The 14,632-nt window shown below is 59.2% G+C and carries 11 protein-coding genes and 1 pseudogene; 4 read left to right on the forward strand and 8 right to left on the reverse strand.

Annotated elements, in window-relative coordinates; genetic code table 11:
* Positions 1–218: 218 nt before the first annotated feature.
* Positions 219–1,637 (reverse strand): MFS transporter, encoded by a 1,419-nt coding sequence (locus HMPREF2605_RS06895; protein WP_070847521.1) that lies wholly within the window; start codon positions 1,635–1,637, stop codon positions 219–221.
* 180 nt (positions 1,638–1,817) lie between these two features.
* On the opposite strand from HMPREF2605_RS06895, the gene ftsY reads away from it, so the two are divergent.
* Positions 1,818–2,927: a signal recognition particle-docking protein FtsY gene (gene ftsY / locus HMPREF2605_RS06900; protein ID WP_070676231.1), complete on the forward strand. Its 1,110-nt coding sequence runs from the start codon at positions 1,818–1,820 to the stop codon at positions 2,925–2,927.
* A 142-nt stretch (positions 2,928–3,069) separates the two neighbouring features.
* On the opposite strand, the gene HMPREF2605_RS09305 is transcribed toward ftsY, so the two are convergent.
* The 3 genes and pseudogenes from HMPREF2605_RS09305 to HMPREF2605_RS06910 all read right to left on the reverse strand — a co-directional run bounded on the left by HMPREF2605_RS09305 (position 3,070) and on the right by HMPREF2605_RS06910 (position 5,011).
* Positions 3,070–3,828: an ImmA/IrrE family metallo-endopeptidase gene (locus HMPREF2605_RS09305; RefSeq protein ID WP_246828180.1), complete on the reverse strand. Its 759-nt coding sequence runs from the start codon at positions 3,826–3,828 to the stop codon at positions 3,070–3,072.
* A 141-nt stretch (positions 3,829–3,969) separates the two neighbouring features.
* Positions 3,970–4,170: pseudogene (locus HMPREF2605_RS09720) on the reverse strand (helix-turn-helix domain-containing protein); the annotation flags it as partial.
* 46 nt (positions 4,171–4,216) lie between these two features.
* On the reverse strand, positions 4,217–5,011 hold the full coding sequence (locus HMPREF2605_RS06910) for a hypothetical protein (RefSeq protein ID WP_070847523.1): 795 nt from the start codon (positions 5,009–5,011) through the stop codon (positions 4,217–4,219).
* A 339-nt stretch (positions 5,012–5,350) separates the two neighbouring features.
* Between HMPREF2605_RS06910 and HMPREF2605_RS06915 the strand changes: the two genes are divergently transcribed.
* Complete coding sequence (locus HMPREF2605_RS06915; protein WP_070847525.1) at positions 5,351–6,394, forward strand: glycosyltransferase; 1,044 nt, start codon at positions 5,351–5,353, stop codon at positions 6,392–6,394.
* Positions 6,395–6,527: 133 nt separating this feature from the next.
* On the opposite strand, the gene HMPREF2605_RS06920 is transcribed toward HMPREF2605_RS06915, so the two are convergent.
* Positions 6,528–7,430, reverse strand: a complete 903-nt coding sequence (locus tag HMPREF2605_RS06920; protein WP_049354755.1) for a PIN-like domain-containing protein — start codon at positions 7,428–7,430, stop codon at positions 6,528–6,530.
* 453 nt (positions 7,431–7,883) lie between these two features.
* Between HMPREF2605_RS06920 and HMPREF2605_RS06925 the strand changes: the two genes are divergently transcribed.
* Positions 7,884–8,495 (forward strand): ANTAR domain-containing response regulator, encoded by a 612-nt coding sequence (locus HMPREF2605_RS06925; RefSeq protein WP_049327112.1) that lies wholly within the window; start codon positions 7,884–7,886, stop codon positions 8,493–8,495.
* 272 nt (positions 8,496–8,767) lie between these two features.
* Here HMPREF2605_RS06925 and HMPREF2605_RS06930 read toward each other — a convergent pair whose 3' ends face one another.
* The 3 genes from HMPREF2605_RS06930 to HMPREF2605_RS06940 form a co-directional block, all read right to left on the reverse strand.
* Positions 8,768–9,016 (reverse strand): hypothetical protein, encoded by a 249-nt coding sequence (locus HMPREF2605_RS06930; protein ID WP_070847528.1) that lies wholly within the window; start codon positions 9,014–9,016, stop codon positions 8,768–8,770.
* A 54-nt stretch (positions 9,017–9,070) separates the two neighbouring features.
* Positions 9,071–9,577, reverse strand: a complete 507-nt coding sequence (locus tag HMPREF2605_RS06935) for a PaaI family thioesterase (protein WP_070847530.1) — start codon at positions 9,575–9,577, stop codon at positions 9,071–9,073.
* A 121-nt stretch (positions 9,578–9,698) separates the two neighbouring features.
* Entirely contained in the window at positions 9,699–10,976 is a 1,278-nt protein-coding gene (locus HMPREF2605_RS06940) for a dicarboxylate/amino acid:cation symporter (protein ID WP_070847533.1), read from the reverse strand.
* Positions 10,977–11,418: 442 nt separating this feature from the next.
* Here HMPREF2605_RS06940 and polA point away from each other — a divergent pair, with 442 nt between their 5' ends.
* Positions 11,419–14,430, forward strand: a complete 3,012-nt coding sequence (gene polA / locus HMPREF2605_RS06945) for a DNA polymerase I (RefSeq protein WP_070847535.1) — start codon at positions 11,419–11,421, stop codon at positions 14,428–14,430.
* Positions 14,431–14,632 lie beyond the last annotated feature (202 nt).

Below are 14,632 nucleotides of genomic sequence, written 5' to 3' on the forward strand. Positions count from 1 at the left end.
GGACGGAGCCCCCGCTTCGCGTGTCCGGTAACACCCTCTAGGTCGCCTATCCCTCGGTGAGGTTGATATAGGGGTTGGTAGGTGGTTGCCTTCTCGGGTTAGCTTGCCTGAGTCTGGGGTTCCAGGTTGTTGGCTTGCTCTGCCAGCTCGCCTTTCGTACACATAAAGCCGGTGCCTGCTTCACAGCAGACACCGGCTTTTCACTTGTTATAGAGTGCTTAGCGGCCCGTATAGTCCGCGTCCGCAATATCCTTCGGCCAGCGCGCCTTCCGGAACGGCTCCCACGTAAACGCCGCCGCCACCAACAACAAACCACTCATAATGAACGCCGGAACAAAGCCCCACGCATCCGCAATCATGCCAGCCACCAGCGGGCCCAGAATCATACCGAAATCGCTACACATCTGATACACCGCCAACACCTGGCCGCCACTGCGGCGAGTACCAATCACATCAGACACCGCAGCCTGAATCGACGGACCCATAAACGCCGCACCAATACCCAGGCACGCCGTCAACGACACAAACACCCACGCCACCGGCGCAAAACCCATAAACGTCACCGCAGAACCTGCCAACAGCAGACCCGAAAACGCCATCACACGGCGACCAAAACGATCCGAAAAACGACCCGAGAACGTCTGCGTCAACGCATTACCAAACGAGTTCGTCGCCATCGCCAACGAAGCCAACAGGGTACCCGCCACCGAATTCGACATGTCGCCGCCCGTCGCCAAATACGCCGCCGCCAACGGAATAATCGACGACTGCACACCAAACACCGACCAGCCAATCGCCCAATTCGACACCAGCGCAGAACGGTAATTCGAGAACTTCAACGCGTCACGAACCGTCATCGCCGGCAGGTCGCTCTTACCCGCAGCGCCGCCGGATGCAGCAGGCTTAGCCGCCTTGCCGGATGCGCCAGCCTGAGTGTCAGCAGGGGAAGGCGCCGCCGACGGCAGCACCCCGGTACCCTTACCCTCAGCCAGCGCCGCCGCCTCCATAATCGCGTCACGCTCCGCCTCCAGCGCCGCCTGCGACGGCATCAAAAACCACACAATCAGGCCCGCCGCCAGCAACGAAAAACCATACACAATGAACGGTGCACGCATACCAAAGGGCGCCAGGGCGCTCGCAATCACCGGGCCCAGCAGGTTACCCAGCAGGAACGCCGTTGCATAATAGCCCGAAATACGGCCACGCATATGCGCCGGGGACAAGCGCACCAGCAGACCCATCGCAGAGACCGTGAACATGACCGAGCCGATACCCGCCACCGCACGCGAACCCAGCAGAACCCAATAATCCCAGGCAAACGCAATCATGAACGACGTCACCGACACAATCAGCATGCCAATCGTGTACACCGGACGCTCACCCCACCGGGTAATCATCTGACCCGCCGACGGCGCAAAAATCAGGCGCGTAATCGCCAACGCAGAAACCACCATCGTCGCCATCGTGACCGTCGCATTAAAGTTCTGGGCATAGTTCGGCAGCACCGGCGCCACCAAACCAAAACCCACCGCAATCATGAACGAGGCAGCAATCAGAACCTTCAAGCCGGTCGGCACACGGTTCGGGTCAATCGTGCGCGGGTCAAAAACAGGCGGTGTTTTGGCAGGGTTCCTCATGTTCATCCTCGAAATCGTGCGGTGCCGTGCGGCAGCTGCGGGCCCCACCCGCAACTGTCAACCATGTGTTCGGCTAAAAAACTTAACAGTGTCCAGTCTACTCCGCCGACAGCCGGGCATGCGCGTCACCTCGACCAGCCAAACCGCCCAAACCGGTAAGCTAGTAGTGTGAATGAAACGATGATGATAATCTGCGCAATCGTGCTGGGTGTACTGGTTATCGCCGGTGTACTTTTCGCCGTTCTGCGCCGACCCAAGAAGACCGCGAACCTGCAGTCTTTGCGCCAGGAGGCGGCTAAGGCCTCCGGCGGTTCGGCGGAAGAACCCGAAAGCTCGGCACCTCGCGCTATTGAACTTGATATGCCCGACCCGTCCGCGGGTCGTCTGGTGCGCCTGCGTGCCCGCCTGGCTCGTTCGAACAACATGCTCGGCAAGGGCTTGCTGGCTCTGCTCTCCCGCGACCGCATCGACCAGGACGTCTGGGATGAGGTTGAGGAGACCCTGCTGCTTGCCGACCTGGGTTCCGAGCCGACTACCCGCCTGGTGGAGGCGCTGCAGCAGCGCGTGCGCGTTGAAGGTACGAGCAACCCTGCCGCCGTGAAGAAGATGCTCCGTGAGGAGCTCGTGAAGATTGTTCGCCCCGACATGGACCGTGAACTGAAGACCGCCGGTAGCGACGGCAACCCCGGCGTGGTGCTGGTTGTTGGCGTGAACGGCGTCGGTAAGACCACCACGGTCGGTAAGATCGCCCGCGTGATGGTCGCTGACGGTCAGACCCTGCTCCTGGGCGCCGCGGACACGTTCCGTGCGGCCGCGTCCGAGCAGCTGACCACCTGGGGTGACCGCGTGGGAGTGAAGACCGTGCGTTCCGAGAAGGAAGGCGCCGACCCCGCATCCGTCGCGTTTGATGCCGTGAAGGCTGGCAAGGAGCAGGGCGTCGACACCGTGCTCGTGGACACCGCAGGTCGCCTGCAGAACAAGTCCGGTCTGATGGATCAGCTCGGCAAGATCAAGCGCGTTATCGAGAAGGAAGCGCCGGTCACCGAGGTTCTGCTCGTCATTGACGCGACCACCGGCCAGAACGGTATGGTTCAGGCGAAGGTCTTCGGCGATATCGTGGACGTCACCGGTATCGTGCTGACCAAGCTCGACGGCACCGCAAAGGGCGGTATCGTGGTCGCTATCCAGGAGGAGCTCGGCGTTCCCGTCAAGCTCATCGGCCTGGGTGAAGGCCCGGACGACCTGGCACCGTTCGACCCCGAAGCATTCGTGGACGCACTGCTGGACTAATATCCTTTTTACTTCTGCGCCGAGAAGCCACATGTGTTTGGAACACATGTGGCTTTTCCGTTGAACTGGCCTGATACATTTTGGGGATGCCCAGAGAAGCCTCGAGAGAGTGCAAGAATTACACTCCCTCGAGGCTTGATTCCTATGCATTTACTGGTAGAACAGGACGTCGCGCTGTGATGACTTCAAAATAATGTTGAGGTACGCGCGATTTCTCTCTCAATATCTCAGACGGAACGCCTGACTCCTCGATGAGACTAATCGCATGAGGAATTAGGGACGGTTCTTCGAGAGAAGAAATAAGACCTGGTTCCTTGGAACGCCATCCGTTACGAGAAACGGTAACCATTGCGTTTCGGTAGGCATCGTCTGAAAGGCGGCCCAGTTCTTTAGCCCTATACAAAAGAGCCTGCATACTGATGCCCCAATATTCCTTAAGCTCCTTCAGCTTCATCCAGCCTTGACCGTTCATGACTGTAGGCAATTCATCCTGAATGCATGCACTTGGTGCCAAAAATTCTGCGGCAAATGCATGAGCCTGAGCCTCAAGAACCTTATGACCAGGATCAGCATCAGCATGCATTACTAGGTGGCCTAGTTCATGGGCGGCATCAAAGCGTTGACGGTAGTAATCACCCTTTGTCGGGTTCAGAACTACTACTGGAGCCTCGCTACCAAAAGTGGAGTATGCATCAATTGCTGCACTGTGGAATGGTGCAAAGACAACGACGATACCATGGTTCTCCATGGCGCGGACAACATGTTGGACAGGCTTATTTCCTAAACCCCAATCTTTACGAACCTGCTCAGCTGCTAGACGAGGAATCTCAGAACCGGGAAGGTCAGAATCAGTCAAGATGCCGGGAAGTACCAGGTCCGGGAAATCGACGTACTCATTCATTGTATGTATAACATCCTGGACAACCTGCGTATACGCTTGAGCCTGGTTGCGGCTAAGCTGAGTTGTCGAGCGTAAGGACCTAAAGTGAGGTGCGCCAGAAATTAATGGGGCTTCTGAGAACTGACTTTCAAGAAAAGATGGAGCAACGCCAAGAGTCAGAGCTAGTGCGTAGACATTATCTTTAGTTGGGTTTCGGTTACCCGACTCCCAATGAGTGATAGTGACAGCACTAACTCCAAGACTCCTAGCCAAATCGCTCTTGCGGACACCTTGAAGTTCTCGAGCTAACGTGAGCCTCCTTGGGTCAAAGGAGAGTATGGGGGAAGAATCTTGTACAGACATAATGCTTTCGCGGACAAAGAGTGTGGTGTATGAGTCATAACAGCTCCTACTCGGCTGCCTTCTTCAGCTTAACATGAGCGTCAGGAACTGCCGGGGCCTTAGAAGAGGGCGTAGGCTGGACTTCCTGTGCGGAAGTGGCAACAGAAGGGGAATCAGACGATGCCGCATAAGCGAGCAAATCAATAGTCCACACCCATGGGTTCTGGCTTCGACGTTCAACCGGAGCCGGTAGACCGAGGACAAACTTGTTGAATTTGCCTTCAGGGGAGATCTCGTAAGCCATCACAAGGATGGGAAGGCAAAGTGGAAAACCTCCTTCAGAACCTTCCGAGGCTTGGGTATCGAGAAGCGGTTGGTTATCGTGATTTGTTTGAATATCCTTGTCGTTTTCGCTGTTCAAATCCCTCAAATTTATGAGGGCTGGCTGAACGTAGTGGCGTGTTTTGGCGACAGCTATAGGTTTGTGAGTACCTTCCCAACGAATCTTATCAATACCACCGAAGCGGAAGGCGCTTTGAGGAATCACCGTGCACAAATCCTTTACTTGCCAGCATTTTACTCCGTTATAGGTGCGGTAGCTGTACAGATTGGGCTGATTATTCACGCCTAAGAAGAGGTCACGTGATTCTTGCAGGGACTTGGGAGCCAGTTGGTCAAGGTTAGCAGCAAGGTTGCTTCCTTGGAAAGCCATAAAATCCCCTGTAAGAGTTACCCGACACATGTCTTGAGTAACGAGATCGTAATGTTTGTTTCCCCTGGTGGAGTTGCTATCGTCGTCGTCATATTCCAGTTTGTCGACGTGCTTGCTAATCACCTGAGTCAGGATGGATAAATCGCTCATGACCCCCCCATTCTTTGAGCTTTTCCAAAACAAGCTCTCGGTCCATGAAATCATACGGGTTCAAAGTTTTAACCTTTCTGTAAATTTTTGCTTCAGAATTAACTAATACATGATTATTGTATCAGAATGAAAACTTAAGTGAGTTGAGAAGCGTCATATAGGAATGAAGCATGAAGGCTCTGAAGCCCATAATGACGGCAGGCAGCACACAATGCGGGGCTCTGGGATATTCTGAAATTAGAAGATGCGTAGAAAGAAGGCGCCCCGACCCTTCAGACGGCACCGCGCATCGCACGCCATACAACCCAATTCACCCCGAACCTCAGCGAAGGAGCCACCATGGCAGCCACCCTCCCCGGCACTCTACCCAGCGCCAACTACCAGCCTACCTACCGTTCCAACGGTGCCTGCGACGACCTCGCCGAGCTCGTTGCACCGTACAGCCTCTCGCGCGATCAGCTCGCTGAGGCTACCGGCATTGCCGACGAGGCGACCGTGAACGGCTGGGTTGAGCAGTGCTGCCCCGACCTTGCGGCGGATGCTCCCGCACCCCTCGAACCCGTGCTGCGGTACCTGGACGAAACCTACCTGCCCGATTCCGCCAACTGGCCCGGCGACAACCCCTACGACGAGTTCGTCCTCGAGAACATTGCCGCTCGCATGCTTACCTGCGTTGTTGCTAACACCTTCGGCTCTGACCGCTCGGGTAGTTACCGCGAACTGCTCGCGCTCATTGCGACCCTCGTACTGATTGCCCGCTACTGGGATGGCACCGATGGGGCTTTCCTGACCCTGCTCAACGCCGAGCCCACCGCGCAGGCAGACGAATACCTGCAGGAGGCTATCGCGAACGCCCCCGAGTCCCTGCGCCCGCTCCTGGCCGAACTTCTGCTGCCCGCCCTGCGTGAGACGCGCGGCACCTTCACCGCCGACGAGGCACGCCTGCTGACCGGCTATGCGCTCGCCGCCGGATACTACGCGGGCGAGCACCCCTACGAGACCCTGAATAGCATCCACGTTGCGTTTGCCGCAGATGACCGTACCCTGCCTGACGCCGAGCAGATTCGCCGCGTTGAAGACGTCCTCAAGGCTAACTTTTCCGCCGCCCGAGCAGCCGCTGATGCTGACGAGAACCCGGAGCCGCACCACTTCACCCTGCCCGGCAACCAGGACGGCTACGAAACCGCCGCGCACCTGATTGCCGCCCTGCCCCAGGCACACGACGCTATCGCTTTCGGTACCCAGTCCGGTGAGGGAACCAGCGCGCTCGCCGACGACCGCCGCGCCGCCTTCACCCTGTACCTGTGCTACCTGCTCCTGGGTGATGACGAGTCCTCGGAGGAGCGCGCCGCGGAGCTCTACCGCGCCAACCGCGAGAACTAGCCAGACGCTGAAAAGCCACATGTGTTTCGAAAAGCCACTTCTTTGGTGGCTTCTCGAAACACATGTGGCTTCTCGCTGTTTATGGTGGTTAGTGTGGTGGGATTATTCTCAGCGGTGACTTTATACGGCGAAGTTACACAGCGACGGGCTGTTCCGCGCGGATTGCACTGTAGGTTGCGTCGCTGACGGTCACACCGTACTGCTTGGAGGCGAGTCGCAGAATCTCCTCAACGGTGTAGATGCGGAACACGCCGCCTCCGGTTGCCTTAGTGTATTCACGCAGCAGCTGACGGTTTGCCAGTTGACGCACGGGCTCTTTACCCGATGCGGCGCGGACCTGCGGGCCGTTGCGCAGCCAGGTGTCGCGCACACCGCCGGTGACGAAGACGCAGTCGGTGCCTTTCACGCGGGTGGTTGCTTCGGCAAGGCACTGGTTCCAGAGCGCGAAGTCGGCGTCAAAGCTGGCGTTAGCGAGCAGCGGGTGGCCCTGTGCGAGGGCTTCGCGGCACTGCTGTTCGTGGCGTTCGGGGCTGGGTGCTGCGCCTACGTGTCCGGTGAAGATGCGGTTCAGTCGCGGCAGGATCGTGTCATCTTCGCGGCGTGCCATGTTGATGGATCCGGTGTCGGTAGTGGGTTCGAGGATTTTCATGATCTGCGCGATGGAGTGGTCCAGCTGGTGCGTGACGGAACGCAGCGCGCTCCAGGGGGAGTTGCGTTCTTCGGGCAGGGTTTCTTTGAAGGATGCGAGCGCTGAGCGGACGCGTTCTGCGGCGGCGGGTACGGGGGAGGCGCCGTCGAGCGCTGCCCAGAATTCTTTGAGTGCCTGGTGGGGGAGGAAGGCGTGTCCGCGGAGCTGGGAGTAGGCGCGGAGGATTTCGTCGCTAACGTGGGTTGGGTAGTTGTAGAGGCTTGCAAGCGCGGTAGAGTCGAAGGCGACGAGAATTCCGGGGTGAATGGAAGTCAGCGGTTCGCGGTCGAGTTCCTTGTACTCGACGAAGTCTGAGTACAGGGTGCGTGCTTGACGGGTGATTGACATGAATCCCCTCCGGGTATCGAGTATGGTCGGTCAAATGCGAGTGCCGGAGAAGTCGAGGAGAATAATCCATTCCAGTGTATCGGCCTTCTTTGGCAGGTGATGGAGTTTCGGTATAAATATTTTGTTTATTACGTTTGTGTCTAACCCGATGGTGTGTTAGTGCATGTCAGAGTCATTTTCGGGTCTATGTTTTAGGTGTGAATTTCGCCGCGTATGTCTATGTTGTGCGGCTTTTTCTTCACGGTTTTTCTTCACGGTTATGAGCAGTATAGAACAAAAATATGCATTAAGGTGCAAACTCTGCGGGGTGGCGCTCAAAATGAGGTCAGAAAACCCCTCCCACCTGCACATAGGACGCATATAACACACGGGGGACAAAGCGCGAAAGTAGATGAACATTTATTCCCTCCTGTAAACTTTAAGGTGACTCAAATTTGATAAAGGAGAAGAGTAATGTCAGAGCTGACCACTCAGGATCAGGCAGAGGAGCAGGGTCCCGCCCGCACCGTCGTCGTGGCAGAAGACGAGGCATTGATTCGCCTCGACATCGTTGAAATTCTGAAGGACCAGGGTTTCGATGTTGTTGCAGAAACCGATAACGGCAAGACCGCCGTTGAGCTGGCGCAGAAGCACCGCCCCGACCTCGTCCTCATGGACGTGAAGATGCCGATCATGGACGGCATCACCGCAGCTGAGGAAATTGCGAAGGAACAAATCGCTCCCGTCGTTCTGCTGACTGCATTCAGCCAGAAGGAACTCGTCGACCGTGCCGTTGAGGCAGGCGCTATGGCGTACGTCGTCAAGCCTTTCTCCCCGAACGACCTGGTTCCCGCAATCGAGGTGGCAATCAGCCGCTACGAGCAGATTCGCGCCCTCGAGAAGGAAGTTGGCACCATCCGCGACCAGTTCGAGACCCGCAAGCTCGTTGACCGCGCAAAGTCGCTGCTCATCACCAAGATGAACCTGACCGAGCCGGAAGCATTCCGCTGGATTCAGAAGACCTCCATGGACCGCCGCCTGTCCATGCGCGAAGTTTCTGACACCATCATCAAGCAGCTCTCCTAAGCACAAGACGTACACAGTACGTGACAGTACAGGTACGAATGCACGCTACGGCGAAAACTAGGATTCGCCGCTGAGCACACACGGCTGGTGCAGTGATGAGCCAGCGCCTTTATTCATGACACACAAACGCCCCACCCCTCACGATGAAGCTGAGGGACGGGGCGTTCGTGTTTAACCGTTCGTTTCTGACCGTTCGCGGGTATGTGCGGCGAACCGGGAACCTAACGCGGGTGGGAACCTAGTGCTGGTTGGAACCCTAATGCAGACGGAGTCTAACGCAGGTAGCGGTTCAAATCGTCGTCATCATTGTTCGGGCCGCTAATGGGGTGGTCCGTCGGAGAACCAGCCCAGAGCATGCCGCCGGTACCGAGCATCACGCCCAGCCACCAGAAACTGCCGGGATTATTAATCGCGGTCACCAGGCACACCAGCATCACACCGATTGCGATGGGCAGGACAATGCGCTTGGCGCGCACAATCTTCGGGTAACGCTTGAAATAGGGGGTGCGCTCGCGGGCCATGGTTGTCCTTTCGTTGGGGGTCGTTCCCTCTACCTTAGCTTAGACGGTGTTGGCTTAGGCGGTGGGGCGGGGGATCAGCATGTTGGTGATGCGTGCGGTGCAGGTGGTGCGGCCGCGCTCATCCACAATGTCGATGGAGTGGATGCATAGGGTGCGTCCGAGCTTGACGGCGGTGCAGGTTGCGGTAACCACGCCGGAGACTGCCGGGCGCACGTGGGTTGCGTTGATGTCCACGCCGACTGCTACGAGGTCTTCGCCGCCGTGCACGCCTGCAGAGAGGGAGCCGAGGGTCTCGGCGAGCACTACGTTAGCGCCGCCGTGCAGTAGGCCGATGGGCTGAGTGTTACCGGCGACGGGCATGGTTGCGACGGTGCGTTCTGCGGTGAGTTCCTGGAACTTAATGCCCATGGCGGGGATGAGCTCGCCCAGGCCGCGGGGGAAGTAAGAGTGCAGGTGCTCGGGGATGCCGCTCTCGGTCAGCTGTGCCTTGATTTCTTCTGCGGTAAGGGTGGTGGGTGCTGCCGCGCGGACGGGTGCGTGCTGTGTGTTGTTTTCAGTCATGACTTCCAGTGTACTCCTCGGTTTTTGGTGCTTTGACCTGCGGGGGAGGCTCCGGGTACGCGTCAGCCCCGCCTCCTGAATGGGGAGACGGGACTGAAAAACGCTATGGAAGCGGAGAGGATTAGGCGGAGATAGCTTCTGCCTTTTCGATGTCCTCGTCGCGGATTTCCTTATCGGGGTTCGCTCCGATTGCCTTGGAGATACGCTCGGTCAGGGCTGCGATGGTCGCGTCACCGGTCACGTTGGTTGCGGTGCCGAAGGAGTCCTGAGCCAGGTACAGGGCAATCATCAGGGCAATCATGGAGGCGTCGAAGCCGAGCATGGACTGCAGCAGACCAATCGCGGTCATCACGCCACCGCCGGGAACACCGGGAGCGGCAACCATCATCACGCCGAGCACCAGAATCATGGGAATCAGGCTACCGAAGTCGGGGTGCTGGCCGGTCATGAACAGCACTGCCACCGAGCAGGAGGTAATGGTAATCATGGAGCCGGAGAGGTGAATGGTCGCGCACAGCGGAATTGCGAAGTCCACCACGCGGGAGGAGATGCCAGCCTTCTTTGCCGAACGCACGGTCACCGGGATGGTTGCAGCCGAAGACTGGGTACCGATTGCGGTGAAGTATGCCGGGAGCATGGTCTTGAGCATCTGGATGGGGTTGCGGCGAGAAATCGCGCCAGCCACCGAGTACTGCAGTGCCAGGGTGACCCAGTGCAGAATAATCACCATGACGAACACAAGACCGAAGACGGAGAGGATCTTCGCCACCTGACCGGCGAGGGTCATGTTTGCGAACACGCCCACAATGTGCACCGGCAGCAGGGGGATAATCACGTAGCCGAGCATCTTCTCAACGATGACCTGGAAGTCCTCGAAGAGGTTCAGCATCGCACGGGTCTTCAGAGCGGTAATGCCCAGGCCCAGGATGAAGGAGAGAATCAGTGCGCTGAGCACGCCCATAATCGGGGTCAGCTCGAAGGAGATGTAGCCCTTGGACAGTGCGTTCTCGGGGTTATCGAAGGAGGCGAGCTGCTGGCCCTGCAGGATGATGGGGTAGAGCAGCAGAGCGCAGGTCAGTGCCAGGAAGCCAGCAAGGATGCTGGAGATGTACGCCAGACCCACGGTGATGCCGAGCATCTTACCCGCACCCTGCGCGAGGGAACCGATGCCGGGCACGATGAAGCCGATAATAATCAGCGGAATCGCGAAGCTCAGGAAGGCGCTGAACACGGTAGAGAAGGAGACGAAGAGCTGCACAATGAGGTCGGTGGGGATGGCCGCGCCGGTGGCGTCATTGATGCCGCTAATCATTCCGGGGGTCAGCATGCCGATGAGCACACCCGATGCAATCGCGATGATAATCCACGCGAGGAGGGGGAGTTTTTTGAGTACCTTCATGGGTTCCTAAATGAGGGTTCGTTGTGTGTTGAGCGCGGGAGGTGCCCTCACGGTCCGGTGAATCCTGCCGGTGAATTCTGGGTAGAGCTCTGCCTATGAATGCACGGGGTGTGGGGGTTTCCTACGCTGGAGGCGATAATAAGGTTATATATTATCTGGAAACTGTATTATTATCCACCTTACATAGTGGCTTGGGGCACAATTTTTTGGGTGAAAACTCACCAAACGCACCCCACCGGTACCTATATATGAGGTAAAACTCTTTCCGCGCACCCCGTTATTCCGCTATATGGCACGGCGCGAGGACTTACACGGCGCCGGCACCCAATACGGCGCGGGCGCCTCCTTGTAGGGCTGACCCGCACCCGTCGAAACCAGCCACCCGAACCCAGCCGTCACGAAGCCAACCACCGAGAAAACTCAGACTCGATACACTAGAGGGGTGACTACAGAGAACAAAACCCTCCTGCTCATTGACGGACACTCCCTCGCCCTACGCTCCTTCTTCGGCATCTACACCATGGCCGAAAAGACCGGACAGCACATCTTCGTGCGCAGCGACGGCCAGCATACCGAAGCCGTCCACGCCTTCCTCTCCACCCTGCTGAGCATCATCAAAGACAATCAGCCCAGCCACATCGCCGTAGCCTTCGACCTGCCCGGCGGCACCTTCCGCACCGCCGAATACGGCGAATACAAGGGCGGCCGCAACGCCATCCCCGAAGCATTCGACGGCCAGATTGACCTCATCAAGAAGATGCTCGGCGCGCTGAACATCCCCGCGCTCACCTACGAAAACTACGAGGCTGACGACATCGTCGCCACCCTGACCCGCCGTGGCACCGAAGCCGGCTACAAGGTCCTCATCCTCTCCGGCGACCGCGACATCTTCCAGCTCGTCACCGACGACGTCACCCTGCTCTACCCGGTCACCACCGGCCCCTCCAAGGGTATTCAGCGCATGGACCCCGCCGCCGTCGAAAAGAAAACCAAGGTGCCCCCGCACATGTACCCCGACCTTGCCGCCCTCACCGGCGAGCAGGCGGACAACCTGCCCGGCGTGCCCGGCGTGGGCCCCGGCTTCGCCGCCAAGTGGCTCGGCGAATACGGCTCCCTGCAGGGCGTGCTCGACAACCGCGACAAGATCGGCGGCAAGAAGGGCGAGGCGCTGCGCGAGAACATCGACAACGTGGTGCGCAACCGCCGCCTCAACCAGCTCGTCAACGACCTCGACCTGGACGTCACCCTCGAAGACACCGCATTCACCCCCGACCTGGATGCACTCAACACCTTCTTCGACGAGGTAGAGTTCCGCACCATCCGCAAGCGTGCCGCCGACACCCTCGGCCCCATCGTGCGCGCCGCCGGAACCGCAGGCTCTGCAAGCTCCGCCGCAGAAGCAGGGGAGGAGGGCGCCACCAAGAAGGCACCCACCGGCCCCGTCTACGCACCCATTGCCACCAGCGCACCCACCAAAAACGCAGACGCAGCAGCATTCCGAGCCTTCTGCGCCTCCGCAGCCGAAGAAAACTACGGCACCGACAAACAGGGCGCGCCCATCGCCGTACCCGAACGCCTCGAAGGTTCCGTGACCCTCTACCCGGTCACCAACCTGCCCGTAGCACGCCCCGCCATCGGCGACGCACCCGCCGTCAAGGTCACCAAAACCAAAATCCGCGCCGCCGAAGAAAACCCCGAACTGCTCGGCGTGCTCCTCACCAGCAAGAACACCAGCCTCTGGATCGACACCCGCACCATCGACCCGGAACTCGACGCCGCCCTCGCCGCCTGGCTCTCCGACGAAGCAGCCCGCAAAATCGTCATGGACCTGAAGGTTCAGCGCAAACTCCTGCGCGCCTACGGCTACGAACTCGCCGGCGCCGTCGAAGACCCCGCCCTGTCCTCCTACATGTGCGGCTTCATCCCCACCGCAACCCGCAAGCTCTTCTCCGAACGCATGGAAGACCTCGCCGAACGCTACCTCTGGATCCCCAAAGACCCATACGCGCAGCTCGTCTTCCAACCCGAAGAAGACGAGGCAGAACCCTCCCTCTTCAGCCTGCCCGGCGAAGCCGAACCCGTCGATAACCTGCGCTACTTCACGCAAATCAGCCGCATCATCCACGAACTCGCACGTCTGCTGCACTTCGAAATGGAAGAGCACGGCCAGCTGAAGGTCTACGAAGAAATCGAACTGCCGCTGCTCTACGTCCTCGCAGATATGGAGCAGGCAGGCATCGCTGTCTCCGACGCGCTCCTTGCCGAACTGCACGACACCTTCTCCGCACGCGCAGCCCAGGCACAGGACGCCGCACGCGCCATCATCGGCGACACCGTCGAAACCGACGACGGCGAAGAACCCCTCAACCTCGCCTCCGTCAAACAGCTGCAGACCGTGCTCTTCGACAAGCTCGCCCTGCCGCACACCCGCAAAATCAAGTCCGGCTACTCCACCGACGCCGAATCCGTCACCGAACTGCTCTCCAAAATCTCCCCGGAATCCGACGGCGCCGCATTCCTCGGTGCGCTCGCCGCCTACCGCGACAACATCAAACTCGTCCAGACCGTCGAAGGCCTGCAGAAAGCAGCCGCCGACGACGGACGCGTGCACACCACCTTCCAGCAGGGTGCCGCCTCCACCGGTCGACTCTCCTCAACCGCGCCGAACCTGCAGAACATCCCAATCCGCACCGAGGAAGGCCGCCGCATCCGTGGCGCCTTCATCGTCGCGCCCGCACCCGTTGACGGCGTGGAGTACGAGGGTCTGCTCACCGCCGACTACTCGCAGATTGAAATGCGCATCATGGTGCACCTCGCCGCCGACGAGAAGCTCATCGCCGCCTACGAAGCGGGGGAGGACCTGCACCGTTACGTCGGCTCCGAAGTCTTCGGCGTCGCCCCCGAAGAAGTCACCCCCGAGCAGCGCTCCAAGGTCAAGGCCATGTCCTACGGCCTGGCATACGGCCTGTCCCGCTTCGGCCTCGCCAAGCAGCTGAACATCAGCTCCGACGAAGCAGGCGAACTGCGCACCAACTACTTCAAGCGCTTCGGACGCGTGGGACGCTTCCTGCGCGGCGTGCTCAAGCAGGCACACCAGGACGGCTACACCGAAACCATTTTCGGTCGCCGCCGCGTGCTGCCCGACCTGGACTCGCCCAACCGTGTACGCCGTGAAGCCGCCGAGCGCGCCGCCCTCAACGCCCCGATTCAGGGCACCGCCGCGGACATCATCAAGATCGCCATGATCAATATTCACCGCCGCCTGCGCGAAGAGGGCCTGAAGACCCGCATGCTGCTGCAGGTGCACGACGAAATCATCCTCGAAGTCGCCACCGGTGAGCGTGAAGCCGCCGAACGCGTGCTCGTCGAGGAGATGAGTGGTGCCGCCTCCCTGCGTGTTCCTCTGGATGTGCAGGTCGGCTGGGGCAAGTCCTGGCAGGAGGCGGGCCACTAGGCGCGTTTCTTCGGTTTGGCTCCGCTTGAAAAGGCGGCGCTCATCCTGGGTACCGCTTGGAAAGGTGTGTATCGTCCTCGTTCCTACAGGGGCACCCGCCCTCGCTTCGCTTCGGGCACCCTGATGTCACTTCGGACGATACCGCCTTTCCGCGCTGGGGTGCTGTGCGGGCGCGGCCGCGTTTTCCGGATGCGCCCTCAGG

The sequence above is a fragment of the Rothia sp. HMSC065C03 genome (assembly GCF_001837295.1).
GTDB lineage: Bacteria > Actinomycetota > Actinomycetes > Actinomycetales > Micrococcaceae > Rothia.